The sequence below is a fragment of the Roseovarius sp. MBR-154 genome (assembly GCF_053628595.1).
On the sequence record NZ_JBRJGR010000019.1, the window covers coordinates 15,469 to 42,439 of the forward strand.

24 protein-coding genes are annotated in these 26,971 nt (G+C 65.2%); 15 read left to right on the forward strand and 9 right to left on the reverse strand.

Features of this window, described 5'->3' with window-relative positions; all coding sequences use genetic code 11:
• Positions 1-2: 2 nt before the first annotated feature.
• Positions 3-650 (forward strand): class I SAM-dependent DNA methyltransferase, encoded by a 648-nt coding sequence (locus ACSSV4_RS17945; RefSeq protein ID WP_454276476.1) that lies wholly within the window; start codon positions 3-5, stop codon positions 648-650.
• Positions 651-731: 81 nt separating this feature from the next.
• Positions 732-1,955 carry a tryptophan synthase subunit beta gene (gene trpB / locus ACSSV4_RS17950; protein ID WP_454276477.1) on the forward strand — a complete coding sequence of 408 codons (1,224 nt, stop codon included), beginning with the start codon at positions 732-734 and terminating at the stop codon, positions 1,953-1,955.
• Between the two features lie 55 nt (positions 1,956-2,010).
• Here trpB and ACSSV4_RS17955 read toward each other — a convergent pair whose 3' ends face one another.
• Positions 2,011-2,691 carry an FkbM family methyltransferase gene (locus ACSSV4_RS17955; protein ID WP_454276479.1) on the reverse strand — a complete coding sequence of 227 codons (681 nt, stop codon included), beginning with the start codon at positions 2,689-2,691 and terminating at the stop codon, positions 2,011-2,013.
• A gap of 75 nt (positions 2,692-2,766) precedes the next feature.
• Between ACSSV4_RS17955 and pth the strand changes: the two genes are divergently transcribed.
• From pth to ACSSV4_RS17980, 5 genes are all read left to right on the forward strand, one after another.
• The gene (pth, locus tag ACSSV4_RS17960; protein ID WP_454276481.1) at positions 2,767-3,453 is read left to right on the forward strand and encodes an aminoacyl-tRNA hydrolase; all 687 of its coding nucleotides are present in this window, start codon (positions 2,767-2,769) and stop codon (positions 3,451-3,453) included.
• Between the two features lie 96 nt (positions 3,454-3,549).
• Entirely contained in the window at positions 3,550-4,971 is a 1,422-nt protein-coding gene (locus tag ACSSV4_RS17965) for an IS1182 family transposase (RefSeq protein ID WP_454276482.1), read from the forward strand.
• A gap of 366 nt (positions 4,972-5,337) precedes the next feature.
• Positions 5,338-6,501, forward strand: coding sequence for a serine hydrolase domain-containing protein (locus ACSSV4_RS17970; protein WP_454276484.1), 1,164 nt, complete (start codon positions 5,338-5,340; stop codon positions 6,499-6,501).
• 104 nt (positions 6,502-6,605) lie between these two features.
• Positions 6,606-6,926, forward strand: a complete 321-nt coding sequence (locus ACSSV4_RS17975) for an antibiotic biosynthesis monooxygenase family protein (RefSeq protein WP_454276486.1) — start codon at positions 6,606-6,608, stop codon at positions 6,924-6,926.
• Positions 6,927-6,945: 19 nt separating this feature from the next.
• Positions 6,946-7,317 (forward strand): DUF2237 family protein, encoded by a 372-nt coding sequence (locus ACSSV4_RS17980; protein ID WP_454276487.1) that lies wholly within the window; start codon positions 6,946-6,948, stop codon positions 7,315-7,317.
• 75 nt (positions 7,318-7,392) lie between these two features.
• On the opposite strand, the gene ACSSV4_RS17985 is transcribed toward ACSSV4_RS17980, so the two are convergent.
• The 3 genes from ACSSV4_RS17985 to trpA form a co-directional block, all read right to left on the reverse strand.
• Positions 7,393-8,040 carry a 50S ribosomal protein L25/general stress protein Ctc gene (locus ACSSV4_RS17985; protein WP_454276488.1) on the reverse strand — a complete coding sequence of 216 codons (648 nt, stop codon included), beginning with the start codon at positions 8,038-8,040 and terminating at the stop codon, positions 7,393-7,395.
• Positions 8,041-8,200: 160 nt separating this feature from the next.
• Positions 8,201-9,364: an alpha-hydroxy acid oxidase gene (locus ACSSV4_RS17990; RefSeq protein WP_454276489.1), complete on the reverse strand. Its 1,164-nt coding sequence runs from the start codon at positions 9,362-9,364 to the stop codon at positions 8,201-8,203.
• A 353-nt stretch (positions 9,365-9,717) separates the two neighbouring features.
• Positions 9,718-10,509, reverse strand: a complete 792-nt coding sequence (gene trpA / locus ACSSV4_RS17995) for a tryptophan synthase subunit alpha (protein ID WP_454276490.1) — start codon at positions 10,507-10,509, stop codon at positions 9,718-9,720.
• A gap of 127 nt (positions 10,510-10,636) precedes the next feature.
• On the opposite strand from trpA, the gene ychF reads away from it, so the two are divergent.
• The gene (gene ychF / locus ACSSV4_RS18000; RefSeq protein ID WP_454276491.1) at positions 10,637-11,734 is read left to right on the forward strand and encodes a redox-regulated ATPase YchF; all 1,098 of its coding nucleotides are present in this window, start codon (positions 10,637-10,639) and stop codon (positions 11,732-11,734) included.
• A gap of 160 nt (positions 11,735-11,894) precedes the next feature.
• On the opposite strand, the gene ACSSV4_RS18005 is transcribed toward ychF, so the two are convergent.
• The 4 genes from ACSSV4_RS18005 to ACSSV4_RS18020 form a co-directional block, all read right to left on the reverse strand.
• Positions 11,895-13,436, reverse strand: coding sequence for a trimethylamine methyltransferase family protein (locus ACSSV4_RS18005; RefSeq protein WP_454276492.1), 1,542 nt, complete (start codon positions 13,434-13,436; stop codon positions 11,895-11,897).
• 239 nt (positions 13,437-13,675) lie between these two features.
• Positions 13,676-15,877 carry a PAS-domain containing protein gene (locus ACSSV4_RS18010; RefSeq protein WP_454276493.1) on the reverse strand — a complete coding sequence of 734 codons (2,202 nt, stop codon included), beginning with the start codon at positions 15,875-15,877 and terminating at the stop codon, positions 13,676-13,678.
• On the reverse strand, positions 15,874-17,070 hold the full coding sequence (locus ACSSV4_RS18015; RefSeq protein WP_454276494.1) for an FIST N-terminal domain-containing protein: 1,197 nt from the start codon (positions 17,068-17,070) through the stop codon (positions 15,874-15,876). Before ACSSV4_RS18015 ends, ACSSV4_RS18010 begins: the two co-directional genes overlap by 4 nt.
• Positions 17,071-17,110: 40 nt before the next feature.
• Positions 17,111-17,803 carry a response regulator transcription factor gene (locus ACSSV4_RS18020; RefSeq protein ID WP_454276495.1) on the reverse strand — a complete coding sequence of 231 codons (693 nt, stop codon included), beginning with the start codon at positions 17,801-17,803 and terminating at the stop codon, positions 17,111-17,113.
• Between the two features lie 192 nt (positions 17,804-17,995).
• Between ACSSV4_RS18020 and ACSSV4_RS18025 the strand changes: the two genes are divergently transcribed.
• The 3 genes from ACSSV4_RS18025 to ACSSV4_RS18035 are packed head-to-tail and all read left to right on the forward strand — an operon-like array spanning position 17,996 to position 20,260.
• Complete coding sequence (locus ACSSV4_RS18025) at positions 17,996-18,937, forward strand: sulfurtransferase (protein ID WP_454276496.1); 942 nt, start codon at positions 17,996-17,998, stop codon at positions 18,935-18,937.
• A gap of 10 nt (positions 18,938-18,947) precedes the next feature.
• Complete coding sequence (locus tag ACSSV4_RS18030; protein WP_454276497.1) at positions 18,948-20,087, forward strand: YeeE/YedE thiosulfate transporter family protein; 1,140 nt, start codon at positions 18,948-18,950, stop codon at positions 20,085-20,087.
• Complete coding sequence (locus tag ACSSV4_RS18035; RefSeq protein WP_454276498.1) at positions 20,084-20,260, forward strand: hypothetical protein; 177 nt, start codon at positions 20,084-20,086, stop codon at positions 20,258-20,260. Before ACSSV4_RS18030 ends, ACSSV4_RS18035 begins: the two co-directional genes overlap by 4 nt.
• A 25-nt stretch (positions 20,261-20,285) precedes the next feature.
• On the opposite strand, the gene mnmA is transcribed toward ACSSV4_RS18035, so the two are convergent.
• The gene (gene mnmA / locus ACSSV4_RS18040; RefSeq protein WP_454276499.1) at positions 20,286-21,431 is read right to left on the reverse strand and encodes a tRNA 2-thiouridine(34) synthase MnmA; all 1,146 of its coding nucleotides are present in this window, start codon (positions 21,429-21,431) and stop codon (positions 20,286-20,288) included.
• A gap of 126 nt (positions 21,432-21,557) precedes the next feature.
• Between mnmA and sciP the strand changes: the two genes are divergently transcribed.
• The 4 genes from sciP (at position 21,558) to recG (ending at position 26,955) form a co-directional block, all read left to right on the forward strand.
• The gene (gene sciP, locus ACSSV4_RS18045) at positions 21,558-21,836 is read left to right on the forward strand and encodes a CtrA inhibitor SciP (RefSeq protein WP_454276500.1); all 279 of its coding nucleotides are present in this window, start codon (positions 21,558-21,560) and stop codon (positions 21,834-21,836) included.
• A 95-nt stretch (positions 21,837-21,931) separates the two neighbouring features.
• Positions 21,932-22,648 (forward strand): response regulator transcription factor CtrA, encoded by a 717-nt coding sequence (gene ctrA, locus ACSSV4_RS18050; RefSeq protein WP_454276501.1) that lies wholly within the window; start codon positions 21,932-21,934, stop codon positions 22,646-22,648.
• A gap of 84 nt (positions 22,649-22,732) precedes the next feature.
• On the forward strand, positions 22,733-24,868 hold the full coding sequence (ligA, locus tag ACSSV4_RS18055; RefSeq protein WP_454276502.1) for an NAD-dependent DNA ligase LigA: 2,136 nt from the start codon (positions 22,733-22,735) through the stop codon (positions 24,866-24,868).
• Positions 24,865-26,955 carry an ATP-dependent DNA helicase RecG gene (recG, locus tag ACSSV4_RS18060; RefSeq protein ID WP_454276503.1) on the forward strand — a complete coding sequence of 697 codons (2,091 nt, stop codon included), beginning with the start codon at positions 24,865-24,867 and terminating at the stop codon, positions 26,953-26,955. The genes ligA and recG overlap by 4 nt, the downstream gene beginning before the upstream one ends.
• The last annotated feature ends 16 nt before the right edge of the window (positions 26,956-26,971 follow it).

The window sequence follows — 26,971 nt, forward strand, 5'->3', positions numbered from 1 at the left end:
TCATGCTGGCCCCGCAAGTGGAGGCCGAGATGATGGACGATTTGAGCGACGTTTACGGGGCCAAGACGCCCGAGCAATCCCGCGCGATCTATAACGGTTGGGCGCAGAGCTATGATGCCGATAATCTGGCGCGGGGATTTCGGCTTCCTGCGCTTGGGGCCGCGATGTTTGCGCGGTTCATGGGAACCAGCGAAGGTCCGGTGCTGGATGCCGCCTGTGGCACCGGGCTGGTGGGCGAGAGCCTGAGAGTTCTGGGCTATGGGCCGATAACCGGCTGTGATCTCTCGCCCGGTATGTTGGCGGCGGCGCAGGCAACCGGGCATTACGCCGATCTGGTCGAGGCGGAGATGGGCAGCGGTCTGCCCTTTGCCGATGACAGCTTTGCCGGGTTTGTTTGCGTGGGTGCCTTTGGCCCCGGTCATGCCCCGCCCGAGAGCCTTATTCATCTGGCCCGCGTGACGCGCCCCGGCGGTTTCGCGGTCTTTAACCTGCTTGAGGCGACGTGGAAGGCGCAGGGGTTTCAATCGGTGCTGGAATCGCTGGTGGACAGTGGCCAAATCCATATCGCGCAGCGGTCCGAGCCGTTCTTGCCCTTTCTACTGGCCGAACCGGACCTCTGGTCGCGGCTCTATGTGATCCGCCGGCTCTGAAGGCCCCGCTTTTCGCTGGAAAATCCCCCGCGCGTCCCATATTCAACGTCAGACTTTCCCGAATGACAAAGGCCCGAGACAATGAACGATCTCTTCAACAGCTTTATGACTGGTCCCGACGAAAAGGGCCGGTTCGGCGATTTCGGCGGGCGCTTCGTGTCGGAAACCCTGATGCCGCTCATTCTGGAACTGGAAGAGCAGTATGAGCATGCCAAGACCGATCCATCGTTCTGGGACGAGATGCACGATCTGTGGACGCATTACGTGGGCCGCCCGTCGCCGCTCTATTATGCCGACCGGCTGACACAGCATCTGGGCGGGGCCAAGATCTATCTCAAGCGGGATGAGTTGAACCATACCGGCGCGCACAAGATCAACAATGTGTTGGGCCAGATAATCCTTGCGCGGCGTATGGGCAAGAAGCGGATCATCGCGGAAACGGGCGCGGGGCAGCATGGGGTTGCCACCGCAACCGTCTGTGCCAAGTTCGGCCTGAAATGCGTGGTCTATATGGGCGCGCATGATGTCGAGCGGCAGGCGCCGAACGTGTTCCGCATGCGGCTCTTGGGGGCCGAGGTGGTGCCGGTGACAAGCGGTCGCGGCACGCTCAAGGATGCGATGAATGATGCGCTGCGCGACTGGGTCACGAATGTGCGCGACACCTTCTATTGCATCGGCACCGTGGCAGGGCCGCATCCCTATCCGGCGATGGTGCGCGATTTCCAGTCGATCATCGGCAAGGAAACCAAAGAGCAGATGCAGGCCGCCGAAGGGCGTCTGCCCGATACGCTGGTGGCCGCGATTGGCGGCGGGTCGAATGCGATGGGGCTGTTCTATCCGTTCCTGGATGATCCAACCGTCAATATCATCGGGGTCGAGGCCGGGGGACATGGCGTTGACGACCGGATGGAGCATTGTGCAAGCCTGACCGGTGGGCGGCCCGGCGTGCTCCATGGCAATCGCACGTATCTGTTGCAGGACGATGACGGGCAGATTCTCGAAGGACATTCGATCTCGGCGGGTCTCGATTATCCCGGCATCGGCCCCGAGCATAGCTGGCTGCACGAGACCAAGCGCGCGCAGTATGTCTCGATCACCGACACCGAGGCGCTCGAAGCGTTTCAGTTGAGCTGCGCGATGGAGGGCATCATTCCGGCGCTGGAGCCCAGCCACGCCCTTGCCCATGTGATGAAGATCGCGCCCGACCTGCCGAAAGATCACCTGTTGGTGATGAACATGTGTGGACGTGGCGACAAGGACATCTTCACCGTGGCCAAACATCTGGGCTTCGACATCCAGACCTAAGGCATGTCGGGTTCATTCGCTTCACGCGGAGTGCTCGACGACGTGGCGCGGGCGCTCAGCGCCCGCGCACCCGGCGAAAGCACAGGATGCGCCCGCGCGACGGGCCGGGATCATAGGTCAGCCCGGAGGCGGACATGCAATCGACGATCCGCTGGATCACAGTATCCGGATAGCGCCCCGGATGCAGTTCCATCATCACCGAGGTCACGTGATCAGGCCAGGGCGCGTCGAAGAGATGCGCCTCGGCCCCTTCGATATCCATGATCACCAGATACGGGCGTACCCGCTCCAGCAATGCATCGAGCCGGAGTGTCGGCACCTCGACCAGCCGGTCGGGCGCGCTGGCTTCATTGGCGATATGCCCGGCCCAGAAACTGCGCGCTCCGTCAAAGGCGATGGCGGCCCTAGTGTCCGCACGCCCCGTCACCGCGCCGTGCAGCAGCGTCACAGCCTCCGCCCCGTTGCGGTCGAGATTGGCGCGGATCACTGGCAGCATTGCGGGATTCGCCTCGACCGTGGTCACGTTGTCGGCCCCCGCCACCCGCGCGCAGAGCGTCGCGATGTAGCCGATCCCCGCGCCCAGTTCCAGCACCCGCTGGCCTTCGCGCAGGCGCATGCGGGCCGCCGCTGCCTCCTGCCCTTCGTATTTGCCCGAGGCCAGTTTCGCCGCGATTCGATCATTGATCAGGCTGTCGGGCACATCAAGCGTCAGGCCGTCGATCTCATACTCTGCCATGCCGCCCCGCGCCCTGGTTGATTCCGCCGGGCCAAGACCCTAGACCATCCTAGGATGATGCGGGAGAGATCGGCAATGCAGCTCTTTGTGGGCCTTGGGAATCCAGGCGCGAAATATGTGGGCAACCGCCACAATATCGGCTTTATGGCGGTTGAGCGGATCGCCGAGGAGCATGGCTTTGGCCCGTGGCGCGCCAAATTCCAGGGCCACGTCAGCGAGGGCGTGCTGGAGGGCGAGAAGGTGATCCTACTGAAGCCCGCCACCTTCATGAACCTCAGCGGCCAGTCGGTGGGCGAGGCGATGCGTTTTTACAAGCTGACGCCGGGCGACGTGACGGTGTTTCACGATGAACTCGACCTCGCCCCCGGCAAGCTGCGGGTCAAGACCGGCGGTGGGCATGCAGGCCATAACGGGCTGCGCTCTATCCATGCCCATATCGGGGCAGACTATGCCCGCGTGCGGCTTGGCATCGGTCATCCGGGCCACAAGGACCTGGTGGCGGGGTATGTCCTGCAGGATTTCGCCAAGTCTGATCAGGGCTGGCTCGACGACATGATGCGCGGCGTTGCCGACGGCGCGCCCTGGCTCGCGCAGGGCAAAGCGGATCGGTTCCAGAATGCCGTCGCGCAGCGGACGGCCCCGGCGCGGCCCAAGCCGGAGCGCAAGGCAAAGCCCACGCCAGAGCCGGAAGCCGAGCCATCGCAAGATGCGCCAGAAGCCGCACGCAGCCCGTTGCAGAGGCTCGTGGACCGGTTTCGCTAGGGAATAGTGGTTTTGGCCTATTTTGTTGAAAAACTCGTGCTTGATCGAAGCGTAAGTTGCTGATTCAATTCTTCTGACCAGCGGGAGAATTGAGCAATGTTAGGACCGAAGCAGGAAGCACAGGCGGCGCTGTTCTACGAGGTCTCGCTTGAGGATCACGTTCCGCAAGACCACCTTCTTCGCTCCATCGACCGGTTTGTCGATCTGAACAGCATCCGCACCCATCTTGCCGGTTTCTACAGTCACACCGGCCGTCCGTCGGTCGATCCCGAACTGCTGATCCGGATGCTGCTGGTCGGGTATTGCTTCGGCATCCGGTCCGAACGGCGGCTGTGCGAAGAGGTGCATCTGAACCTCGCGTATCGCTGGTTCTGGCGCCTCGATCTGAGCGACCGTGTGCCGGATCATTCGACGTTTTCCAAGAACCGGCACGGGCGGTTCCGCGACAGCGAACGTCTGCGCCACCTGTTCGAGACGACCGTCGCGCGCTGCATCGCGGAGGGTCTGGTCAGTGGCCAACGCCTGGCCATCGACGCCAGCCTGATCGAGGCCGATGCCAACAAGCAGAACTCGACGCCGAAGGACGACTGGAACGCGGCGAGCATCGACCCGGCTGACGCGCCCCGTGCCGTGCGCGAGTATCTCGACACGCTGGATGGTGAGTGCATGAACGCCACCGGTTCGAGAGAATGCACGAACGCATTCGGCGCTGCCAGCGAGGTGCAGCCCAAGTTCACCTCGCATTCGGACCCGGCCAGCCAGTGGACCGCCGCGCGCAAGGGGCCCGCTTTCTTCAGCTATTCCGACAACTACCTGATCGACACGGATCATGGCGTGATTGTCGATGTAGAAGCCACAAGGTCGATCCGGCAGGCCGAGGTCGGATCGACCAAGACCATGCTGAAGCGGGTGAAGGCCAGGTTCGATCTGCACCCCGAACGCCTGATCGCGGATACGGCTTACGGCACCGGGCCGATGCTGGGCTGGCTGGTCGATCGCAAGATCGCGCCGCACATCCCGGTCTTCGACAAGTCCGGACGCAACGACGGCACTTGGACGCGGGCAGAGTTCGAGTGGGACGCCGAGAACGACCAATATATCTGCCCCGAGGGCCATGAGCTGAAGCAGTTCCGCCGCAACTACTCGGACCCGAACCGGGGACCAACCGGCAAGGGCACAGCCCGTTACCGCGCAGTGAAGGACGTCTGCCAGGCGTGCCCATCCAAAGCCAAATGCTGCCCCAACGCCGAGGCGCGCAAGATCACCCGCGAAGAGCATGAAGACGCCCGCCAAGTCGCCCGCGACATCGCCAAGACCCGCCAATACGACATCTCGATGAAGCTCCGAAAAAAGGTCGAGATGCTATTTGCCCACCTCAAACGCATCCTTGGCCTAGGCCGACTGCGATTACGTGGTCCATGCGGCGCAAATGACGAATTCCTCCTCGCCGCAACCGCCCAGAACCTCCGGAAACTGGCCAAGATCTTTCCCGCACCGCAGCAAACGCGAAAAGCCTGACAGGAAAGGCGCTCGCGCCGCATTTGGAACAGCCATTTCTGCGCTCGCAAACGTTAGTTTTTCCACAGAATCGGTGGGGAGCGGTCGTTCAAGCCTTCCCGCGCGAGTCGCAGCGAAGGTTCCGCGCGATCGCTGGTCCTTCCTGCGGCCTGGCGATTTGAGGGGTTGTGCAACGTGTTGGGGTTACACGGGTTTTGCCGGGATAAAGTACCTGCCACACAGGTTGCATCGCCAGTCTGCGGCCCTGCGATCACGCGGCACCTTCTGGCGGGGTGCTATGACCGCTCCATGCCCATCATGTTCCCGCGTCAGGCTTGATTCCCGCCCGCCGATCGGCTCTGCTTCCACCCAATAGAGGAAGCCACCATGCGCATACTCATGAGATGGGCGATCCGGATCCTGCTCGCGCTGGTGCTTGCACTGCTGGTCGTGGGTTTTTGGAAACGTGAGGAACTCACCCGACTCTGGGCGGTCAACACGCTCTTTGACGAGGGCCGGATCGTCACGAATTTCTCCAACATGGACCGCGCCTTTCTGACCCTGCCGGTGCCGCGCGGCGACGGTCCGGTTTTTCGCCTGCCGCAAGGCCCCGAGATGACCCTGCCCGAGGGTGTCGAGAGATGGATCAATGAGCGGCATGTCACCTCGCTTCTGGTGCTGCACGAGGGCCGGATCGTGCATGAGAGCTATCTCCGGGGCACCGGGGCCGAGGACCGGCGGATCAGCTGGTCGGTCGCCAAGAGCTTCTTGTCGGCGCTCGTCGGCATCGCCGTGGCCGAGGGGCAGATCGCTTCGCTTGACGATCCGGTGACTCGCTACGCTGCGCGATTGCAGGGCAGCGCCTATGACGGAACCACCATTCGCCAACTCTTGCAGATGACCAGCGGGCTGGAATTCGACGAGGATTATCTGGATTACGATTCCGACATCAACCGGATGGGCCGGGTGCTGGCGCTCGGCGGCACGATGGACGGGTTCGCCGCCGGTCTGACCGCGCGCGCGGCAGAGCCGGGCACGCGCTGGAAATATGTCTCGATCGACACCCATGCACTGGCCATGGTGCTGCGCGGGGCGACCGGGCGCGACGTGCCCGCGCTTCTGTCCGAGCATATCATCCAGCCCTTGGGCTTCGAGGCAGAGCCCTATTACCTGAGCGATGGCGAAGGCGTAGCCTTTGCGCTTGGCGGGCTCAACGTGACGACCCGCGACTATGCCCGCTTTGGCCTGATGGTCGAACAGATGGGCCACTTCCAAGGGCGACAGGTGGTGCCCGAGGACTGGATCGAAGCCTCCACCATCCCGAGCGCACCGACGCCCGAGGGCGCGCTGAAATACGGCTATCAGTGGTGGATGCCTGCGGATGCGCGCGCGGGCGAGGTCTTTGGCCAAGGCATCTACGGGCAATATATCTATATCGACCGGGCGCGCGACGCGGTGATCGTGGTGACCTCCGCCGATCGCGGCTTTCGCGAACCGGGCGTCACGACCGGCAATATCGCCATGCTGCGCCGCATCGCCGCTGCGCTCTGACCGGCTTGCCGCGCGCGCCCACGGCGCTATAGTGACCTTGCAAGCCGTCGGCCGAAAAGGGCCAAGCCAGCCTTTCACACGATACGGGAACAGAAGGGCAAGACATGACATTGATCGCAATGAACCGATTTCAGGTGAAACCCGGCCACGAGGCCGAGTTCGAGCGCATGTGGGCCGAGCGCGAGAGCCTTCTGGACAGCGTACCGGGCTTTCGCGAGTTCCGCCTGCTCAAGGGACCCGAGGGCGAGGGGCACCGGCTCTATTCCAGCCACGTGATCTGGGATAGCCGCGACGCCATTGACGCCTGGACCAAGTCCGAGGCATTCCGCGCGGCGCACAAGGACTCGGGCAACCGGACGACGCGCGAGGCGCTGATGGGACCGCCGCAGTTCGAGGGTTTCGAGACGGTTCTTGAAGAACGCTGACATATAGGAGGGGCTTGCGATGGAGATGGAGAAATCAGTCAATGTGCTGGGCGGAACGCTGTCTACCTGCTCCAGCGACCCGCTCACCGGGTTTTTCCGCGACGGACATTGCAACACCTGCACACAGGATCACGGCAGTCACACAGTCTGCGCGCTGATGACCGCCGAATTCCTAGCCTATTCGAAATATGTCGGCAACGACCTGAGCACGCCGCGCCCGGAATTCGGTTTTGCCGGGCTCAGGCCCGGCGACCAGTGGTGCCTGTGCGCGGCGCGCTTCCTGCAGGCCCATGACGAGGGCTGCGCGCCGCAGGTGCGGCTCGAGGCGACGCATCAGCGCGCGCTCGACATCGTGCCGCTGAAGGTCCTGCAACAACACGCGCCAGCCTGATCCGCACGCGCCATGATAAACGCGGCCCCGTTTCCGGCGGCCGCGTGCTGTGTTTTAGCGAAGGTGGGCAGGAGGTCACGCCTCTTCGGTGGCCTCGTCGCTGCTCTCTTCGACCTGATCCTCATCCTCGTCCTCTTCCTGGCTGCGCAGAGCAGAGGGGGCGGAGATGTTGCAGATCACGAAATCGCGGTCGATCGTCGGCTTGGTGCCTTCGGGCAGGTCGACCATGGAAATCGTCAGAGTGTCGCCGATGTTTTCCATCTTTGTCAGGTCTACGACCACCTTTTCGGGAATGTCACCTGCGGTCACCACAAGCTCGATCTCAGGGCGCACCAAGGTCAGCACGCCGCCTTTGCGCAGCGCCTTGCACTCGTCTTCGCCTTCGAACTCGACATGGATGAAGAGGTTGATCTTGGTGGTCCGGCGCAGGCGCATGAAATCGACGTGCGTCGGCAAGTCCTTGACGACATCGCGCTGCACATCGCGGCAGATCACGCGCACGTCCTCATGGCCGTCGACCTTGAGATTGAAGAGCGTGGACTTGAACCGTCCCGCTTTCAGGCGCTTGATCAGCGCGTTATAGGGCAGTTGGATGGGCAGCGGCTCTTTGTCGCCGCCAAACACGATACCCGGAACCAGATGCGCACGGCGCACCGCACGAGCGGCGCCCTTGCCCGTCCCCGTGCGTTCCTGGGCGTGAAGATCAGGAATTTCTCCAGCCATTTTGAATTCTCCATAGGTTAGAGCGGGGCTCCTCCAAGGCTGTAGCCCCGCATGAAATTGCGCCTATAGAGCACGCCGCCGCCCTTGAAAAGGGCCAAAATCCATGCGTCTCGGCTTCTTTATGGCAAAAATACTCAAATTCCGCCGGTTGCCGCGGGTATCACTCCCATTCGCCCGAGAAGCCTTTGGGCACCATCAGGATATCACGGTCGAGATCGTTCACGTCGCGTCGCCCGCAAAGGCCCATCGAGGTGTCGAGTTCCTTTCGGATCACCTCCAGTGCCTTGGTGACACCGGTCTCGCCCATGGCCCCCAGCCCGTAGACGAAGGCGCGGCCGATATAGGTGGCCTTTGCTCCCATCGAGAGCGCCTTGAGCACGTCCTGACCCGAGCGGATGCCGCTGTCGAGATGCACTTCGATCTTGTCGCCCACCGCATCCATGATCGCGGGCAGCGCACGAATGGCCGAGAGCGCGCCGTCAAGCTGCCGTCCGCCGTGGTTCGACACGATGATGGCATCGGCCCCGACATTGAGCGCCTCAAGGGCGTCGCGCGGGTCCATGATGCCCTTGATGATGAGCGGGCCGTCCCACATCTTGCGGAATACGCGGATCCGGTCCCAGTCGAGCGCCTGATCGAACGCCTCTGACGTCCATGTGCTGAGCGAGGAGGGGTCCGAGACCCCTTTGGCGTGCCCCACGATATTGCCGAAGCTGCGTCGTTTGGTGCCCAGCATGCCCAGCCCCCACTGCACCTTGGTCATCATGTTCGCCACGCTGGCGGGCGTCAGCTTGGGCGGGGCGCTGAGGCCGTTCTTGAGATCCTTGTGACGCTGCCCCAGCATCTGAAGATCGACCGTGATCATCGCCGCCGAACAGTTCGCCGCCTTCGCCCGGTCGAACAGCCGCTGCATGAAATCGTCGTCCTTGAGCGTGTAGACTTGGAACCAGAACGGCTTTTCGGTGTTCTCGGCCACATCCTCGATGGAACATATCGACATGGTCGAGAGGGTGAAGGGCACGCCGAATTTCTCGGCTGCGCGCGCCGCCTTGATCTCGCCATCGGCATGCTGCATGCCGGTCAGGCCAACCGGGGCGAGCCCCACCGGCATCGCCACATCCTGCCCGATCATCTTTGTCGACAGGTTGCGCCCGGTCATGTCGATTGCGACGCGCTGTTTCAGGTAGATACGGTCGAAATCGGTGGTGTTCTCGCGAAAGGTCTGCTCGGTCCAACTGCCCGATTCCGCGTAGTCATAGAACATCTTGGGGACGCGGCGACGGTAGATCTGCTTGAGATCGTCGATATTGGTGATGACGGGCATGGGCGGCACTCCGGAAATTGGTAAACCCGCTTTACCAACCCCGGCACGCGCGTGCAATCATTGGCGGTGTCGCAGGGATGGGGGAATGTTTGGCCTGAGGCTGTCGTTAGCGGATTCAGGGCTGATCCGCGCGGTGCCCGACCGCGGGTGGCGCCGCACCCTTACCGGAAGGCACTTTATATTAGTCAAATATTTCTGCGTTTTCAAATACTTGAAACGTTGCAAAAGCGTCCGCCCGGGGGCAACTGTGTTTTCAGGTGGGGGCCTTGAAGGGGTCGGGCGCTGCGCGGCGGCGCGTTCCGCGCCTTGATTCCGCGCATTGGTGCTAGAGGCGAAGGTCCGCTCCAGGCCAATCACGCCCGATGTGCGCCCGCCGCCAGACCGCGCACGAAATCGAGCACGCCCGAAACCGGCGCGCCCTTGGCGATCTCGCCGACAATGGCAGAGCCCACGACGCAGCCATCCGCGACGCTGGCGATGGTCTGCGCGGTCTCCGGGCTGCGGATGCCAAAGCCCACGATCACCGGCAGGTCGGTCTGCGCCTTGATGCGGGTGACTTCCGGGCCCACAGCTGCCGCCTCTGCCGCCGCCGCCCCGGTGATCCCGGTGATCGAGACGTAGTAAACGAACCCGCTGGTGTTTTCGAGCACCTTGGGCAGGCGCTTGTCGTCCGTGGTCGGTGTGGCGAGGCGGATGAAGTTTAGCCCGGCTCTTGAGGCCGGAATACAAAGTTCGTCATCCTCTTCGGGGGGCAGGTCGACCACGATCAGGCCGTCGATCCCGGCGGTTCTGGCGTCGGTCAGAAAACGCTCCACGCCGCGATTGTAGATCGGATTGTAATAGCCCATCAGCACGATCGGTGTAGTGTCGTCGCCTTCGCGGAATTCGCGCGCCATTTGCAGCGTCTTTTCCAGCGTCATGCCGCCTGCAAGCGCACGTTGCCCCGCGAGTTGAATGGTCGGACCGTCGGCCATGGGATCGGTGAAGGGCACGCCCAGTTCGATGATGTCGACGCCCGCCGCTGGCAGCCCCTTCATCACCTCGAGCGAGCGATTGTAATCCGGATCACCCGCCATGATATACGAGACGAACGCCTTCTTCCCGGCGGCTTTCAGCTCTGCGAATTTCGCGTCGATACGTGTCATGCGGGCCTGTCCTTCGAATGGGTCCGTGCGGGTTTGGCGCAAAGCGCGGGGGAAATCAATGCCCGGCTTGACCTTGCCCCGTACAAACCCGTAGATGCGCGCAATTCACCGCAGGAAAGGGGCTGTCATGGGCTTCAAGATGGGAATCGTGGGCCTGCCCAATGTCGGCAAATCCACGCTCTTCAACGCGCTTACCCGGACCGCTGCCGCGCAGGCGGCGAATTTTCCGTTCTGCACGATCGAGCCCAATGTCGGCGAGGTGGCGGTGCCGGATGCGCGGCTTGACAAGCTGGCGGCGATTGCCGGGTCGAAGCAGATCATTCCGACACGGATGACCTTTGTCGATATCGCGGGGCTGGTGAAGGGCGCCTCAAAGGGCGAGGGGCTTGGTAACCAGTTTCTGGCCAATATCCGCGAGGTCGATGCCATCGCGCATGTGCTGAGATGCTTTGAGGATGGTGACGTGACCCATGTCGAGGGCCGGGTCGATCCGGTCGCAGATGCCGAGGTGATAGAGACCGAGTTGATGCTGGCGGACCTTGATTCCATTGAGAAAAGACGGGCTGGACTGGTGCGCAAGCTGAAGGGCGGCGACAAGGAGGCGGTACAGGCGGACCGGCTGCTCGCCCTCGCGCAGGCGGTGCTTGAAGAGGGCAGGCCGGCGCGGACGGTAGAGATTGACGACGAGGATCTCAAGGCGTGGAAGATGCTGCAATTGCTGACCTCCAAGCCGGTGCTCTACGTCTGCAATGTCGAGGAAAGCAATGCCGCCGAGGGCAATGCCCATTCAGAAGCGGTGGCGCGGATGGCCGCCGAACAGGGCGCGGGCAGCGTTGTCATTTCCGCCCAGATCGAGGAGGAGATCAGCCAGCTTGATCCGGATGAAGCCTTTGTTTTCCTTGAGGAAATGGGGCTGGAAGAGGCGGGGCTGGATCGGTTGATCCGGGCCGGATACGAGCTGTTGCATCTGGAGACCTACTTCACCGTCGGGCCCAAGGAAGCGCGGGCGTGGACCATCCCGAGCGGTACGCCCGCGCCAAAGGCGGCGGGGATCATTCACGGCGATTTCGAGAAGGGATTTATCCGCGCTGAAACAATCGCTTACGAGGATTTTGTGAGCCTTGGCGGTGAGCAGAAGGCCAAGGATGCGGGCAAGATGCGGGCCGAGGGCAAGGCTTATGTCGTCAAGGATGGCGACGTGCTGCACTTCCTCTTCAACACCTGAGCGGGGCGAATTTCGGCGGTCTGTATCACGTCGGTATTCTGTCGGTATCGCGTCGGTGGTGGAAATCGGGCCGATGCGACCATGTGACGACCTGAGAAGGTGCCGCGTGATCGGGCGGCACCTTCGGTGCGTTTCGGGCGGGGTGCGGCAACGGGAGCCCTCACGCCGGAAGATGTATCCTGAACCGTTCGCGGATGGCGCGATCCGTCACCGGGTCGAACCGGGCCGCCGAGCGTTCCGACAGGATCTTCATCTTTTTCTCGGTGGCCTTCTCGATCAGGTCGGGCTTGCCCAGCTCGTCCCATTCCTTGGGCGAGAAGCGGTTGGCGAGGCTGGGATAGACGTAATCGGTCTGCATCCGGCCAAGGGTTTGCGCCGCCCCCAGATAGTGCCCCGGCCCGCCGATGCAGGCGGCGCGAATGACCTCGACGCTGAGCGTGTCCTCATCCACCTCGATGCCGCGCGTGCAGCGCAGGGCCTGACCGATCAGGTCATCGCCGAGGATGAGCGATTCGAGGCAGAAGCCCAGAAGCGAGGCATGCATGCCCGCCGCCTCGTAGACCATGTTGAGCCCCGAGAGACCGGCCATGACATTCGACATGGCCTGTTCCCATCCGGCCTGCATGTCGGGCAGCTTGGCATCGGCGATGCCCGCCGCAGCACCACCGGGCAGGGCGTAGAATTTGTGCATCTGCGCGCAGCCCGCCGACAAGAGCGCCTGTTCGCCTGAGCCTCCGGACATCGCGCCGGTGCGCAGGTCGCTGACGAAGGGCCATGTGCCGAAGATCGCCGGATGCCCGGGCTTGACCGCGTTCACATAGACGAGCCCCGCGAGGCATTCGGCCATGGCCTGCACGATGGCCCCGGCGATGGGGGCGGGGGCGGTTGCCCCGGCTTGTCCCGCCGAGAGCAGCAGGACCGGCATGCCGCCGCGAATGCATTCCTCCATCACGAGGCAGGATTCGGTGGCGAATTTCATTGGCGGGACGACGAAGCAGTTGGAGTTGCTGACGAAGGGGCGGGTGCGCCATTTGTCCTCGCCGCCCGCGATCAGGTGCAGCATCTCCATCGCGTCGCCGACGAAGCCCGGCTCGGTAAATGAGACGCCGACATGTTTCGTGGTGCCCGCGCAGCAGCCGTAGAGCGTGTTGAGGTCCATCTCGCGGTTGTCGGTGATGTCGCGGCAGACCATCGGGCGTTGCAGGAAGTGGATGTTGTCCAATTGGTCGACGATGCGGGCGGCGTCGTGCAGGTCTTGCAGGGTGCTGTCGCGATAGGTGCGGGTGTGAACATCGACGACGCTGACCGCAGCGCCCGCCGTGCCGTAATGCACGCGGTGACCCGAAAGCTCGAGATCATGCCGCGCCTCGCGGCCATAGAGGGTGAGGGTGCGGTTGGCGCGGGCGATCGTGTCCTCGATCAGCGCGCGGGGAAAGCGGATGCGCCCGTCCTCGCCCTGCACGGCACCTGCGCCGGTCAGATAGGCCACACCCGAGGGCGGCGCGTCGGCAAGGCCGATCTGTTCGAGCGCGTCGAGCACGGCTGCATGAATGCGCTGCATCTGCGCATCAGAGAGTGGTCGGTAGGTGCCGCCCTCAAGTCCGGGGCGGATCGGGCGGAGCGCGTCGGAGAGCGGGTTGGCACGGGCCGTGCGGCGGGCCTCGCGCCCACCGGCGCGGCGCGTCTTGGTCTGGGTCGTCATGTCGGATACCTTTGAAAGAGATCGGGGAAGGGGGGCGGGATCAGTCCCGGCCCGGTCGCCCGCGTGCCGCAAGGCCACGCACCGCCCCAATCGTGCGAATGATCAGCGCGATCTTGCTGCGTGGATGCATGGGCTGTCCTCCAAGGTTGGCTCAGAAGATCCGATTCCCCCTGGTCTGTCTGTCCTGATTCCGACGCGTGTCGCAAATCGACCGCCCACCCCGGACCTGGATCGGGGCGTCAGGTGCTCTGACGCAGGAAGGCGCGCAGCTCATTGGGATCGAGCGGCTTGTGCAGGACGTTGAGACCCGCCGACGCGCAATGCTCGCGCAACTCGTGCGAGCGGTCGGCGCTGACGATGCAGGCCGGGATCGGGCCGTGGATCGCGCGCAGGTCGCGCACCGCCTCGGTGCCGAGGCCGCCATTGTCGAGCTGGTAATCGGCGATGATCGCATCCGGCGCGACGCCGATCTCCTGCAACAGCGCAATCGCCTCGGACCCGCTCGCGCAGTCGAGCACATGCACGCCCCAGGTCTCGAGCGTGACGGTGATCGCGTTGCGCAGCGGCGCGTCGTTCTCGATCAGCAGCGCGATGATCGCGCCGAGATCGGAGTGCGGCGCGGCACCCGGTGGCTCGGGGGCGGGGGCCGTGAGATCGCGCTGCGCGGCGAGCGGCAACTCGACCGAGAAACAGGTGCCGCGACCGGGCTCGGACCAGAGCCGGAGCGGGTGCATCAGCAGCGAACAGGCGCGTTCGACGATGGCAAGGCCGAGGCCCATCCCCTCGGCGGCGCTGGCATCGGCGTCGAGGCGGTGGAACTCGCGAAAGATCACATCCTGCTTGTCGGCGGGGATGCCCGGCCCGGTATCGCGGATCTCGAGCCGGACCGAGTGTGCCTGTCGGCGCAGACCGATCAGCACCCGGCCCGACCCGGTGTAGCGGATCGCGTTCGACAGCAGGTTCTGCACGATGCGGCGCAGATAGGTCATGTCGCTGCACACGATGGCCGAGGTGCCGACGACCCGCAAATCGAGGCCCTTTTGCGCCGCTACCGGGCCCAGTTCATCGTGCAATTGCGCCAGGATCAGCCCGAGCGGGACCGGGGCCACATGCACCGCCGCGTTGCCTGAATCGAGCTTGGAGATGTCGAGCAGCGCCTCGAGGATGTGCTCGACGCTGCCAAGGGCGTTCTGCGCCTTGTCGAGGATGGTTTGGGCGGCGGCGTCGGGCACCGCGCCTTGCAGCGCCGCCATGTAGAGCTTGGCCGCCGACAGGGGTTGCAGCAGGTCATGGCTGGCGGCGGCGACAAATCGGGACTTGCCGGCATTGGCGCGCTCGGCCTCGCGCAGGGCGGCCTCGAGGGCGCGGGTGCGCTCGGCGACGCGCGCTTCCAGGGTGGCGTTGGCCTCGTAGATCGCCTGCACCGCGCGGCGTTCGGCGGTGACATCGGTGAGCGAGATCACGAAGCCGTGGTCGGGCATGTCCTGACCGAAGAGCGACAGGATCCGGTCGCGCCCGCGCCGGATCTCGAAGGCCAGCGGCGGGCGGGGGCCGTCGCGGGCGACCCAGCTTGCGATATCCTGCGTGCAAAGGGCGGGATCGCGCAGGGCATCCGCGCGCAGCGGGCCGAACAGGGTCTCGACCTCCGCGCCCATCCGGAACCGATGCGCCGGGACTGCCAGCAATTCGCTGGCCAGACCGTTCCAGCCCACCAGCCGACCGGCGCTGTCGAAGATGCAGAGCCCCTGATTGAGATGTTCGAGCGTGGCGCGGATCAGCCGGGCCTGATCGTCGAGCAGCCGGTCGCGGGCCTGGCGCTCCAGCCGCATGATATCGGTGATGTCGGTCTGCAGCACGACGGTGCCGCCATCGCCGGTGCGATGCTCGGAGACCTGAACCCAGCGGTTCTGCGTCATGCCCACGTTGAAGATCACGTGATCGTCGGCGTGGCGTTGCATGCGGCGGGCGGCCCATTGCGCGGGCGAGAGGGTTTCGGGCAGGGCGAGATGGCGCGAGCGGCTGACCAGATGGACATAGTCGGTAAAGCTCAGACCGGGTTTCAGCCGGTCGCGGATATCGGGCATGTGCATGCCGAAGCGCGAATTGCACATCACCAGCGCCTCCGCCGGATCGAAGAGCGCGAAGCCCTCCTGCACCGTCTCGATCGCATTGGCGAGGTTCGAGCGCGCGGCCTCGGTCTCGGCATGGGCCTGCGACAGGCGGGCGTTCGAGTCGTTCAGCAGGTCGAGCGCGCGTTCGAGATCGCGGGTCCGGGCCTGCACCTCCTGTTCGAGCATCGCGGCGCGCTGGAATTGGGCATAGGCGGCACCCGAGGCATCGGTCGATTCCTCGACCCGCCGCATCAGCGCGCCGGCGATCTTGAGCAGCTTCTCGGTCTGCCGCTCTGGCGGGTCGCGCGGGTCAAGGAGCGAGTCGATCATGGCGCGCCCTCCTGCGGCATATCGGGGTCGGGGGGGTAGATCGCGACGCCGGTCAGCGTGTGGTTGACATGCATCGAGTTGAGCTGTTCGCCATAGGTCGAGAAGCCGATCACGCGATTGGCCGACAGCAGGTGCGAGAGCGCGCCGGTCAGCTGCTTTTCCTGCGCCTCGAGCCGCCGCAGGATGCAATCGCAGCCGAGGATGATGTCGGGCGGGCCGGGGGCGGCGAGCGTGGCCATTTCCTCGCGCAGATGCTCGGTCATCGGGCGCGGCTCTGCCAGGGTCAGCACGAGCCCCTCGTCGATCGCCGAGAAGAAGACCAGATCGCCGTTCTCGGCCACCTGCCGGATCGCGCGGACGTGGTGTTGCCCGCCGATCTGCACCACGAGGGGATGGGCGGCAAAGGTGAACGGGGTCAGTTGTTCGGGGTCCTTGCCGAGGATGCGGGCATATTCGCGCGCCGCCGGTTCGGCGTTGATCTCGTGGACGATGCGGCGCGCCGGGTCGGCGCCGGTGACGACCATGCGCTTTTCGGTGGGCAGGAGGTGATCGGATTTGAACACCCGGACCGGGCAGCGGCTGCGCACCTGCGTCAGGATCGCGGCATGGTCATGCGCGTGCCCGTCATGCAGGACATGGGTGCGGGCAAAGCGCGTGCCGTCGCCCGCCGAGCCGCCAAAGAGCGGCACCGGTCCCAGCCCGATGGCGAGTTCGGCGGTCAGCGCGTCCTCGCGCGTGGACAGGCCGTCGATCATCAGGAAAGTGAATTCATGCTCCCATCCCGGCGCGTCCCGTGCCATCGCGCTGCGGTTCTGGATCATCCGGTCGATCAGCGCCTGCGCGTCGAGATGCGACAGATCGGGCACCAGCAGGGTTTCGGCGCGGAAATGCGAGCGGGGCAGGGCGATGGCGACGATCCCGCCCTCGCGATAGCCGGTGTCGGTCAGCTCCCCTGCGGTGGTGCAGCCGATCACCCTGGCGGGCGCGAAGAGGCGCTTTGCCTCGGCGATGAGGGGGGCGGTTTCGGCCTCGGGGGTGACGAAGAGGATGATCAGCTCGAACGCGCGCGCATCGCCGCCAAGTGCCGCGTGAAGCTGCGCGAGTGGGGCCGCGTCTGCGGCCGCCGCGAAGGCGGTGCGCACGATGCCCTGTGTCCAGGTCCGGTCGCTGCCCTCAAGGGCCACCTGATCCATCGCGCGGCCCTCCTCCCGGGATAAGCGATACCGCGCGAGCCTATGCGCTTTGTCCCTCGGCGTGCAAGACGCTGGCAAAGCTGATCTGCTTGGCCAGAAGCACCGCCTGGGTGCGGTTCTGCACGCCGAGCTTGCGCATGATCGCGGTGACATGCGCCTTGACGGTGGTTTCGGCGATCGACAGGTCATAGGCGATCTGCTTGTTGAGCTTGCCCTCGCAGATCAGTTGCAGGATGCGGCTCTGCTGCGTGGTCAGCGTGGCGAGGCGTTGCAGGGCATCGGCGGTTTCGGCGGCGATGCCGTCCTCCTGCGGGGCGTGCCCCTCGGGCAGGAAGCGCTCGCCCCGGCGCAGCGCGTCGAAAGCGGCGCGAAACACCTCGCGCTGGCTGTGCTTGGGCACGTAGCCCGCAGCACCCGCCCGGATCACTTGAGACACCAATCGGCTGTCGGTCATCGAAGATATGACGATCACCGGCGCGCGTGTCGCGGCCATCAGGCGCATCAGCCCGTCGAGCCCGTCGACATCCGGCAGGTTGAGGTCGAGCACCACGATATCGGGGCCGGAGCCTTGGGCGAGCAGGGCAAGCGCCCGGTCGAGCCGGTCGGCGGTGGTGATCTCGCCGATATGCGCGACCGCCCGCAGCGTCATGGCGAGCGCGTCGCAAAACAGCGGATGGTCGTCGATGATGAGCACGGAGGAAAAGCTGCAGCCGCTCTGTTCGGTCTGGGACATTCTTCACCGCCTCGCTGATATGTTGCGTGCCAAGCTTAGCAAATGCGCCGCGCCGCGCCTACTGGCGGAAAGTCGGTCTCGGGCGGCGGTGCCCGGTCAAGCGGCTGTGAGGCCGTGCGCCCTTGTTGCCCCCCGGAGAGTGGCATAGATTATGCGCAACGCGGCATGTCCGCGACATGAAAGGAGCCTGTCATGTTCAGCCTTATCCGTAATGCCTGCCTTGCCGGCGCGATGGCCGTTTTGCCCGTCAGCGCGCAGGCGCAGTTCGGCCCGCTGCTGGAGCCCGGCGAACTGCGCGCGGCACTTGATGAGACCGCGCCGGTGGTGGTCGATATCCGGGCCGAGGGGGCGTATGAGGCGGGCCATGTGCCGGGCGCGCTGAGCGCGCCTTATGGCCTGTTTCGTGGCCCGTCGGACAATCCCGGCGAACTGGTCTCGGAGGATCATCTGACCGAGGTGCTGCGCGGCCTTGGCATCGACGCGGATGACCGTGTGGTGGTTGTCCATCAGGGCAGCGACCAGACCGATTTCGGCGCGGCCGCGCGGGTCTACTGGACGCTGAAATCGAGCGGCGTCAGCCCGCTGGCGATCCTGAACGGGGGCATGAACGGCTGGGTCGAGGCCGGGGAACAGGTTGCCAAGGGCAAGGCCCCGGCGGTGACCCCGAGCGAGATCACCGTCAGTTTCTCGGACAGGTGGCTCGCGACCCGCGAGGATGTGCAGGCGATCGTCAATGGCGAGGAGCAGGCCGAACTGATCGACGCCCGGCCCGAGGCCTTCTGGAAGGGCGAGACCAAGCACGGGGCGGCGGCGATGCCCGGCACCCTGCCGCAATCGCGCTACTTCACGCATGATCGCTGGTTCGGCCAGGACGAGCCTGCGCGCATCAAGCCGGAGCTGGTCCGTCAACTGGCTGCCGAGAACGGCTTTGAGCAGGGCGACAAGCTGGTGTCGTTCTGCAATACCGGCCACTGGGCCGCGACCAACTGGTTCGCATTGAGCGAGGTGGCGGGGATCGAGGGCGTGCGGATGTATCCCGAATCGATGGTCGGCTGGTCGAATGCTGGTCACGAGATGGCTCATGTGCCGGGCCTGTTCCACAATATGATGAACAAGATCATCGGCAAGTACTGAGCGTGGGCCAATGAGCACCGCGCCCGCTGCCCCCGCCCCCGCCCCTGTCGACACCGCCCCGGGCGGGCTGTCGCGGGCTCTCATGATATTGGCCGTGGTCGCGCTGGTGCTGGCCGTGGCGCTCTTTGCGGGGCCGCGTTTCGGTATGGTGCTGCTGATCGGTCTCGGCTTCGGGCTGGCGCTCGAGGGCTTCCGCTTCGGCTTTACCGGGCCGTGGCGGCGGATGATTCTGGAGCGTGACGCCTCGGGGCTGGTCGCGCAGCTGATCTGCATCGGGATCGTGGCGCTTGCCGCCTTTCCGCTGCTGGCCGCGAACGGGGCCGAGTTGAAGGGCGCGCATGCGCCTATTGGCCTCGCGATGATCGGCGGGGCGTTTGTGTTTGGCGCGGCGATGCAGGTGGTTCTGGGTTGCGGCTCGGGCACGCTGGTCAATGCCGGGAGCGGCAATGCCGTGGGCGCGGTGGCGCTGCCGTTCTTTGCCATCGGCAGTTTCGGCGGGGCCTATCACCTGTCGTGGTGGACCTCTCTGGGCAGTCTGCCGGTGGTGGCGCTTGAGGGCACACAGGGTCTGATGATCACGCTGGCTGGCTTGGCGGCGGTGGCGGTGCTGGCGCTGCTCATTGGGGTCAAGGGATCACACCGGCTGCCGCGCCGCTACTGGGGCGCGATCCTGGTGCTGGCGGGTCTGGCGATCCTGCACCTGATGGTGGCGGGGCAGCCCTGGGGCGTGGTTTATGGCCTCGGGCTCTGGGTGGCCAAGGGTGTGGTGGCCATGGGCGGCGATCTGTCGGGCTCGGCCTTCTGGGCGGCACCGGGCAATGCCGCGCAGGTTGAGGCGAGCCTGCTCACCGATATCACCTCGCTGACCGATCTGGGGCTAATTGGCGGTGCGGCGCTGGTGGCGTGGTGGCGATCCGGGCTGGCGTCGCCGGTGGGCCTGTTGCCGGCGCGGGCGTGGCTTGCGGTGATCGTGGCGGGGCTGGTGCTGGGCTACAGCTCGCGGCTGGCCTTTGGTTGCAATATCGGCGCGTTCTTCAGCGGGATCGGCACCGGCTCGGCGCATGGCTGGGTGTGGTTCGTTGCGGCCTTTGCAGGGTCGTGGGTGGGGATCCGGCTGCGCCCCATGCTGGGGCTGGAGGCAAAGCGATGATCCGCCGTCACGTGACGCTGCTGGTGGCGCTCGGGCTGGTGGGTCTGCTGGGGCTCGATCATGCGCAGTCGCAGCCGCTCAACCCCTATACCGCGCCGCCGTTGCTGGCGCTCGGGTCAGGATTGGCGGCGACGGGCGGGCATTGCGCCGCCCCGCCGCCGCCCGCGCAATAGCGGCGGGTCATGGCGTCGGGGGCTGTCAGTATCCCCGCCAGATCCAGCCCCCCCCCAGAACGCGGCTGCCTTCGGGGGCGTAGAACACGCAGGCTTGACCGGGCGAGACGCCTTCCTCGGGGGTGAGCAACTCGACCTCGGCCTCGGTCTCGGAGAGCGGGCGCAGCACCGCGTGGCGCGGCGGGCGGGTCGAGCGGACCTTGACCATCACCGGCCATTCGGCGCGCGAGGTGAGGGCTTCGTCGCCCAGCCAGTTGATCTCGCGCAGCGGCACGCGGCGGGTGGCGAGCATCTCCTTGGGGCCGACGATCACGCGGTGATGGTCGACGTCGAGGCGCACCACGTAGAGCGGTTCTTCCAACCCGCCGATGCCGAGGCCGCGGCGCTGGCCTATGGTGTAGTGGATGACGCCGTCATGTGTGCCAAGGACCCGCCCGTCGGCATGCACGATCTCGCCCGGCTCGGCGGCACCGGGGCGCAGCTTCTCGATCACGCTGGCATAGTTGCCGTTCGGCACGAAACAGATGTCCTGGCTGTCGGGCTTGTCGGCCACTTGCAGGCCGTATTGCGCCGCCAGATCCCGCGTGGCCTGCTTGGAGGGCAGATGGCCAAGCGGAAAGCGCAGGTAGTCAAGCTGCTCCGGCGTGGTGGAGAACAGGAAATAGGACTGGTCGCGCGCGGCGTCGGTGGCGCTGTGCAACTCGGGGCCCTGCGCGCCCATCTTGCGCTGGATGTAATGGCCTGTCGCCATGCAATCGGCGTCGAGGTCGCGGGCGGTTTCCAGCAGATCCTTGAACTTCACCCGTTCGTTGCAGCGGATGCAGGGCACCGGCGTGGCCCCGGCAAGATAACTGTCGGCAAATTCGTCGATCACCGCATCACGAAAGATGTTCTCGTAATCGAGCACGTAATGCGGAAAGCCCAGATCCTCGGCCACGCGGCGGGCGTCATGGATGTCCACGCCCGCGCAGCAGGCGCCTTTCTTGGCGAGCGCCGCGCCGTGATCGTAGAGTTGCAGGGTGACGCCAACCACATCGTAGCCCTCGGAGGCCAGGTGTGCTGCCACGACCGAACTGTCGACGCCGCCGGACATCGCCACGACGACGCGCGTCTCGGCCGGGCTTTTGGCAAAGCCCAGGGAATTGAGAGGGGTGTCGCTGTCCAGTGCCATTCAGGGCCTCCGCTCGGGTCTCGCAGAATATAGGAAAATCCTAATCACTCTCAAGCCCCGGTTTCACCGGTCGTTAAGGGCGATCGCGGCATTTTAACCGCCAGTGGTCAGAAAGGGGTGTCAACGATGTATCTCAAGAAAGTCGGAGGGCCAAGGGCGGTGACGCTGCCGGATGGCACGGTGTTCAGCCGCGCCGACCTGCCGCCGCGGGACACGCGGCGCTGGGTGGCGTCACGCAAGCTCGCGGTGGTGCGGGGGGTCGCCTATGGGTTGATTTCCCAGTCCGAGGCGTTGCGCATCTACGGGTTGAGCGAAGAAGAATTCCTGGGCTGGCTGACCGCAGTGGAAAGCCACGGTGAGGATGCGCTCAAGGTAACGTTACTCAAGGCTTATAGACAACCCTGAGGGGCATGCGCAAAATGTTCCTGTGACGGTAACGCTAGGTTAACCATTTTTGACCAGTCTTGCGGGGAAGCCTGCACCATGAATGGAGAAGCCTTATGCGTGTATTACTGGTCGAGGATGATCCCACCACCTCGAAAAGCATCGAGATGATGCTGAGCCATGCCAATCTCAACGTCTACACCACCGATCTGGGGGAGGAGGGAATGGATCTGGCGAAGCTTTACGATTACGATCTGATTCTGCTCGATCTCGGCCTGCCGGACATGAACGGGCATGAGGTGCTGCGGCAATTGCGTCTGGCGCGGATCGCGACGCCGATCCTGATCCTGTCGGGGGCCGACGATACCGACAGCAAGATCCGCGGCTTCGGCTTTGGCGCCGACGACTATCTGACCAAGCCATTCCACCGCGAGGAGCTGGTGGCGCGCATCCACGCGATCATCCGCCGGTCCAAGGGGCATTCGCAATCCATCATCCGCACCGGCAGGATCAACGTCAATCTCGACGCCAAGACCGTGGATGTGGCGGGGCAGACGGTGCATCTGACCGGCAAGGAATATCAGATGCTGGAACTCCTGAGCCTGCGCAAGGGCACGACGCTCACCAAGGAGATGTTCCTAAATCACCTCTATGGCGGGATGGACGAGCCGGAACTCAAGATCATCGACGTTTTCATCTGCAAGCTGCGCAAGAAGCTGACCGAGGCGACGGGGGGCGACAATTACATCGAGACGGTCTGGGGCCGGGGCTATGTGCTGCGCGATCCCGAGCCGGGCGCGATGGAGGGCACGTCACTGGCCATCGGGGCCTGATCTCTGGACCTCGGGTCACGCTGGCCCTATCACTCTGACAGGGCAGGGCATAGGGACCGGCCCTGTCAAAGTGATGAGGGGTCGATGAGCGACACGAAAGCGGGCGCGGATCTTGAGGTCGAGGAACTGACCGAGGCGCAGGCGCGCGCCGAACTGGCGCGGCTGGCGCAGGCTCTGGCGGCCGCCAACACCGCCTATCACACCGATGACGCGCCCGAGATCAGCGATGCCGATTATGATGCGCTCAAGGCGCGCAATGCCGCCATCGAGGCGCGGTTTCCAAGCCTGAAGCGCGCTGACAGCCCGTCGGATCAGGTCGGTGCGGCCCCTGCGGAGGGCTTTGCCAAGGTTCGGCACAGCATCCGGATGCTCAGCCTCGGCAATGCGTTCGAGGACGCCGATATCACCGAGTTCGATGCCCGTATCCGGCGCTATCTGGGTCTTGGCGAGGATGCGCCCCTTGCCTATACCTCGGAGCCCAAGATCGACGGGCTGAGCCTGAGCCTGCGCTATGAGGCGGGCCATCTGGTGCAGGCCGCGACGCGCGGCGATGGCGAGGTGGGCGAGAACGTCACCGCCAATGCCCGCACCATCGCGGATATTCCCGACCGGCTGGAGCATGCCCCCGAGGTGCTGGAGGTGCGCGGCGAGGTCTATATGAGCCACGAGGAATTCGAGGCGCTGAACGCGCGGCAGGCCGGGCGCGGGGCCAAGACATTCGCCAATCCGCGCAATGCCGCCGCCGGATCGTTGCGGCAGCTTGATGCCACCATCACCGCCGCGCGCCCGCTGCGGTTTTTCGCCTATGGCTGGGGCGAGTTGTCGGCCCCTCTGGCCGAGACGCAGATGGGTGCGATCGAGCGGCTGGCAAGCCTTGGGTTCTCGACAAACCCGCTGACGCGGCTCTGCGATGGGCCGGGTGCGCTGCTGGACCATTATGCCGAGATCGAGCAGGCGCGCGCCACATTGGGCTATGACATCGACGGGGTGGTCTACAAGGTCGATGATCTGGGGCTGCAGGCGCGGCTCGGGTTCCGCTCGACCACGCCGCGCTGGGCGATTGCGCATAAATTCCCCGCCGAACTGGCCTGGACGCGGCTGGAGGCGATCGACATTCAGGTCGGGCGCACCGGTGCTCTGAGCCCGGTCGCGCGGCTGACGCCGGTGACGGTGGGGGGCGTGGTGGTCAGCAACGCGACGCTGCATAACGAGGATTACATCGCCGGGCGCTCGGCCGCGGGCGAGGTGATCCGGGAGGGCAAGGATATCCGCCTGGGCGACTGGGTGCAGGTCTACCGCGCGGGCGACGTGATTCCGAAAGTGGCCGATGTGGACCTGTCGAAACGGCCCGAGGGGGCGGAGCCTTATGTCTTTCCCACCACCTGCCCGGACTGCGGCAGCGACGCGGTGCGCGAGGAAGGCGACGCGGTGCGCCGCTGCATGGGGGGCCTCGTCTGCCCGGCGCAGGCGGTGGAAAAGCTCAAGCATTTCGTTTCCCGCGCGGCCTTTGACATCGAGGGGCTGGGCGCGAAACAGGTCGAGCAGTTCTACCACGATGGCTGGATCGCGGAGCCTGCGGATATTTTCACCCTGCAAGAGCGGTATGGCCGTGGCATGCAGCAGTTGAAGAACCGCGAGGGCTGGGGCGAGAAGAGCGCGACTAACCTCTTTGAGGCGATTGAAGAGAAACGGAAAATCCCGTTCGGGAGGCTGCTCTTTGCGCTTGGTATCCGGCATGTGGGCGAGCAGGCCAGCAACCTCATCGCGCGCAATTATGGCCGCTGGGAGGAGTTCACGGCGGCGATGGATGGCGCGGCGGGCTTTGAGGGCCCGGACTGGGAGCGGCTTCTGGGGATCGACGGGGTAGGCGAGGTATTGGCGCGTAGCCTTGTCGGGGCCTTTGCCGAAGACAATGAGCGCGCGAGCATTGACCGGCTGGTCACGCATCTCGAGGTCGAGGAGGCCGCCCGCCCCGACACCTCGGGCAGCCCGGTGGCGGGCAAGACGGTGGTCTTTACCGGCAGCCTTGAGAAGATGACCCGCGCCGAGGCCAAGGCGCGGGCCGAGGCATTGGGCGCCAAGGTTTCGGGCAGCGTCAGCGCGCGCACCGATCTGCTGGTGGCCGGGCCGGGGGCGGGATCGAAGGCCAAGAAGGCCGCGGATCTGGGCATCGAGACGATCGACGAGGACGGGTGGCTCGCGCTCATCGGGGACGCATGAGCGGGCGGCCCGAGATCCTGTTTCCGCTCTTTGCGGGGCTCGACACGCTGGAGGGGGTTGGGCCGAAGACGGCGCAGCATCTGGCAGCATTGGACATCGCCCGCCCGCGCGACCTGATCTTTACCCTGCCGCATTCCGGCGTCGACCGGTCGCGCCGCGCGACCGTGCAGGGCGCGGAGATACCGGGCGTCGTGACGGTCGAGGTGACGGTGGGCCAGCACCGGCCCAATACCCGGAAGGGCGGGCCGTATCGCGTGGTGGTCGAGGATGCCGCCACGAGCTTTCAACTCGTGTTCTTCCGCAGCCAGGGCGATTATCTGAAACGCAGCCTTCCCACCGGCGCGCGGCGGGTGGTCTCGGGAAAGGTGGAGCTGTTCGACGGGGTGGCGCAGATGGTGCATCCCGATCATGTCTTGCCGCTTGATGAGGCCCACGAGATTCCGGCCTTCGAGCCGGTCTATCCGCTGACCGCAGGGGTGACGCAGCGCATGATGGCCAAGGCGGCGCAGGCGGCGCTGACCCGGGTGCCGGAGCTGGGCGAATGGATCGACCCGGTGCAGAAGGCGCAGGCGGGCTGGCCCGATTGGGCGGCGGCGGTGCGCGCGGCGCATGCGCCGGAGCGGGTGCAGGATCTGTCGCCCGCGCATCCGGCGCGCGAGCGGCTGGCCTATGACGAGTTGATGGCGCATCAGCTCACATTGGCGCTGGCGCGGGCCAGGCTGCGCCGGGTCAAGGGGCGCGCGACGGTTGGCACGGGGGCGTTGCAGGCGCGCGTGCTCGACGCGTTGCCCTATGCCCTGACCGGCGCACAGACCGGCGCGATCGCCGAGATCGCGGGCGATATGGCTTCGGAGATGCGGATGAACCGATTGCTTCAGGGCGATGTCGGCGCGGGCAAGACGCTGGTGGCGTTCAAGGCGCTGCTGATCGCGGTCGAGGCGGGCGGGCAGGGGGTGATGATGGCGCCCACCGAGATCCTCGCGCGGCAGCATTTGCAGGGCTTGCGGCCCTTGGCCGAGAGCGCGGGCGTGGTGCTTGAGATCCTGACAGGCCGCGACAAGGGGGCGGAGCGGCGCGCCAAGCTGGAGGCGCTCAAGCGCGGCGATATCCAGATTCTGGTGGGCACCCATGCGGTGTTCCAAAAGGATGTGGAATTTGCCGATCTGCGGCTCGCGATTGTCGACGAGCAGCACCGGTTCGGGGTGCGGCAGAGGCTGGAACTGGGCAAGAAGGGCGCGCAGGCGGATGTGCTGGTGATGACGGCGACACCGATTCCGCGCTCTCTGGCGCTGGCGCAATATGGCGATATGGATGTGAGCGTGCTGGATGAAAAGCCGCCCGGGCGCAAGCCGATCAAGACCGCGCTGGTGAATATTGGGCGGATCGACGAGGTGGTCGATCACCTGCGCCGCGCCATTGCCGAGGGGCGGCAGGCCTATTGGGTCTGCCCGCTGGTCGATGAGAGCGAGGTGGTGGATCTTTCCAGTGCCGAAGAGCGGTTCCGTCGTCTGCGCGCGGCGCTTGGCGAGGGGGTTGTGGGGCTGGTGCATGGCCAGATGCCGCCCGACGACAAGGATGCCGCCATGGCCGCGTTTCAGCGCGGCGAGACCAGCGTGCTGGTGTCGACGACGGTGATCGAGGTGGGGGTGGATGTGCCCAATGCCTCGATCATGGTGATCGAGCGGGCCGAGAGTTTCGGGCTCGCGCAGTTGCATCAGTTGCGGGGGCGCGTGGGGCGGGGCGAGGCGGCCTCGACCTGTCTTTTGATGTATCAGGCGCCGCTGAGCGAAGGCGGGGCGCGCCGACTGGAGACGATGCGCGACACCGAGGACGGGTTTCGCATTTCCGAGGTCGATCTGGAGATGCGCGGCGCGGGCGATCTGATCGGCACGGCGCAATCGGGTCTGCCGAAGTTTCGCGTGGCGGATCTCGAGGCGCAGGCGGCGCTGATGGCGGTGGCGCAGTCGGATGCGCGCAAGCTCTTGCATGACGACCCGGATCTCGAGGGCGCGCGCGGGCGGGCGGCGCGGGTGCTCCTGTGGCTGATGGAGCAGGATCAGGCGATCCGTTTGATTTCAGTCGGTTAGGCGAAATGTTCCAGAC

Excerpts from the sequence above, each read along its gene's own strand:
- sciP (WP_454276500.1), top strand. The coding sequence starts at position 21,558 with ATGTATCTCAAGAAAGTCGGAGGGCCAAGGGCGGTGACGCTGCCGGAT.
- ACSSV4_RS18030 (WP_454276497.1), top strand. The coding sequence starts at position 18,948 with ATGAGCACCGCGCCCGCTGCCCCCGCCCCCGCCCCTGTCGACACCGCC.
- ACSSV4_RS17980 (WP_454276487.1), top strand. The coding sequence starts at position 6,946 with ATGGAGATGGAGAAATCAGTCAATGTGCTGGGCGGAACGCTGTCTACC.
- trpB (WP_454276477.1), top strand. The coding sequence starts at position 732 with ATGAACGATCTCTTCAACAGCTTTATGACTGGTCCCGACGAAAAGGGC.
- ACSSV4_RS18020 (WP_454276495.1), bottom strand. The coding sequence starts at position 17,803 with ATGTCCCAGACCGAACAGAGCGGCTGCAGCTTTTCCTCCGTGCTCATC.
- ACSSV4_RS18015 (WP_454276494.1), bottom strand. The coding sequence starts at position 17,070 with ATGGATCAGGTGGCCCTTGAGGGCAGCGACCGGACCTGGACACAGGGC.
- pth (WP_454276481.1), top strand. The coding sequence starts at position 2,767 with ATGCAGCTCTTTGTGGGCCTTGGGAATCCAGGCGCGAAATATGTGGGC.
- mnmA (WP_454276499.1), bottom strand. The coding sequence starts at position 21,431 with ATGGCACTGGACAGCGACACCCCTCTCAATTCCCTGGGCTTTGCCAAA.
- ACSSV4_RS17970 (WP_454276484.1), top strand. The coding sequence starts at position 5,338 with ATGCGCATACTCATGAGATGGGCGATCCGGATCCTGCTCGCGCTGGTG.
- ACSSV4_RS17965 (WP_454276482.1), top strand. The coding sequence starts at position 3,550 with ATGTTAGGACCGAAGCAGGAAGCACAGGCGGCGCTGTTCTACGAGGTC.
- ctrA (WP_454276501.1), top strand. The coding sequence starts at position 21,932 with ATGCGTGTATTACTGGTCGAGGATGATCCCACCACCTCGAAAAGCATC.
- ACSSV4_RS18035 (WP_454276498.1), top strand. The coding sequence starts at position 20,084 with ATGATCCGCCGTCACGTGACGCTGCTGGTGGCGCTCGGGCTGGTGGGT.
- ACSSV4_RS17975 (WP_454276486.1), top strand. The coding sequence starts at position 6,606 with ATGACATTGATCGCAATGAACCGATTTCAGGTGAAACCCGGCCACGAG.
- ychF (WP_454276491.1), top strand. The coding sequence starts at position 10,637 with ATGGGCTTCAAGATGGGAATCGTGGGCCTGCCCAATGTCGGCAAATCC.
- ACSSV4_RS18025 (WP_454276496.1), top strand. The coding sequence starts at position 17,996 with ATGTTCAGCCTTATCCGTAATGCCTGCCTTGCCGGCGCGATGGCCGTT.
- ACSSV4_RS17990 (WP_454276489.1), bottom strand. The coding sequence starts at position 9,364 with ATGCCCGTCATCACCAATATCGACGATCTCAAGCAGATCTACCGTCGC.
- ACSSV4_RS18005 (WP_454276492.1), bottom strand. The coding sequence starts at position 13,436 with ATGACGACCCAGACCAAGACGCGCCGCGCCGGTGGGCGCGAGGCCCGC.
- ACSSV4_RS17985 (WP_454276488.1), bottom strand. The coding sequence starts at position 8,040 with ATGGCTGGAGAAATTCCTGATCTTCACGCCCAGGAACGCACGGGGACG.
- ACSSV4_RS17955 (WP_454276479.1), bottom strand. The coding sequence starts at position 2,691 with ATGGCAGAGTATGAGATCGACGGCCTGACGCTTGATGTGCCCGACAGC.
- trpA (WP_454276490.1), bottom strand. The coding sequence starts at position 10,509 with ATGACACGTATCGACGCGAAATTCGCAGAGCTGAAAGCCGCCGGGAAG.
- ACSSV4_RS18010 (WP_454276493.1), bottom strand. The coding sequence starts at position 15,877 with ATGATCGACTCGCTCCTTGACCCGCGCGACCCGCCAGAGCGGCAGACC.
- recG (WP_454276503.1), top strand. The coding sequence starts at position 24,865 with ATGAGCGGGCGGCCCGAGATCCTGTTTCCGCTCTTTGCGGGGCTCGAC.
- ACSSV4_RS17945 (WP_454276476.1), top strand. The coding sequence starts at position 3 with ATGCTGGCCCCGCAAGTGGAGGCCGAGATGATGGACGATTTGAGCGAC.
- ligA (WP_454276502.1), top strand. The coding sequence starts at position 22,733 with ATGAGCGACACGAAAGCGGGCGCGGATCTTGAGGTCGAGGAACTGACC.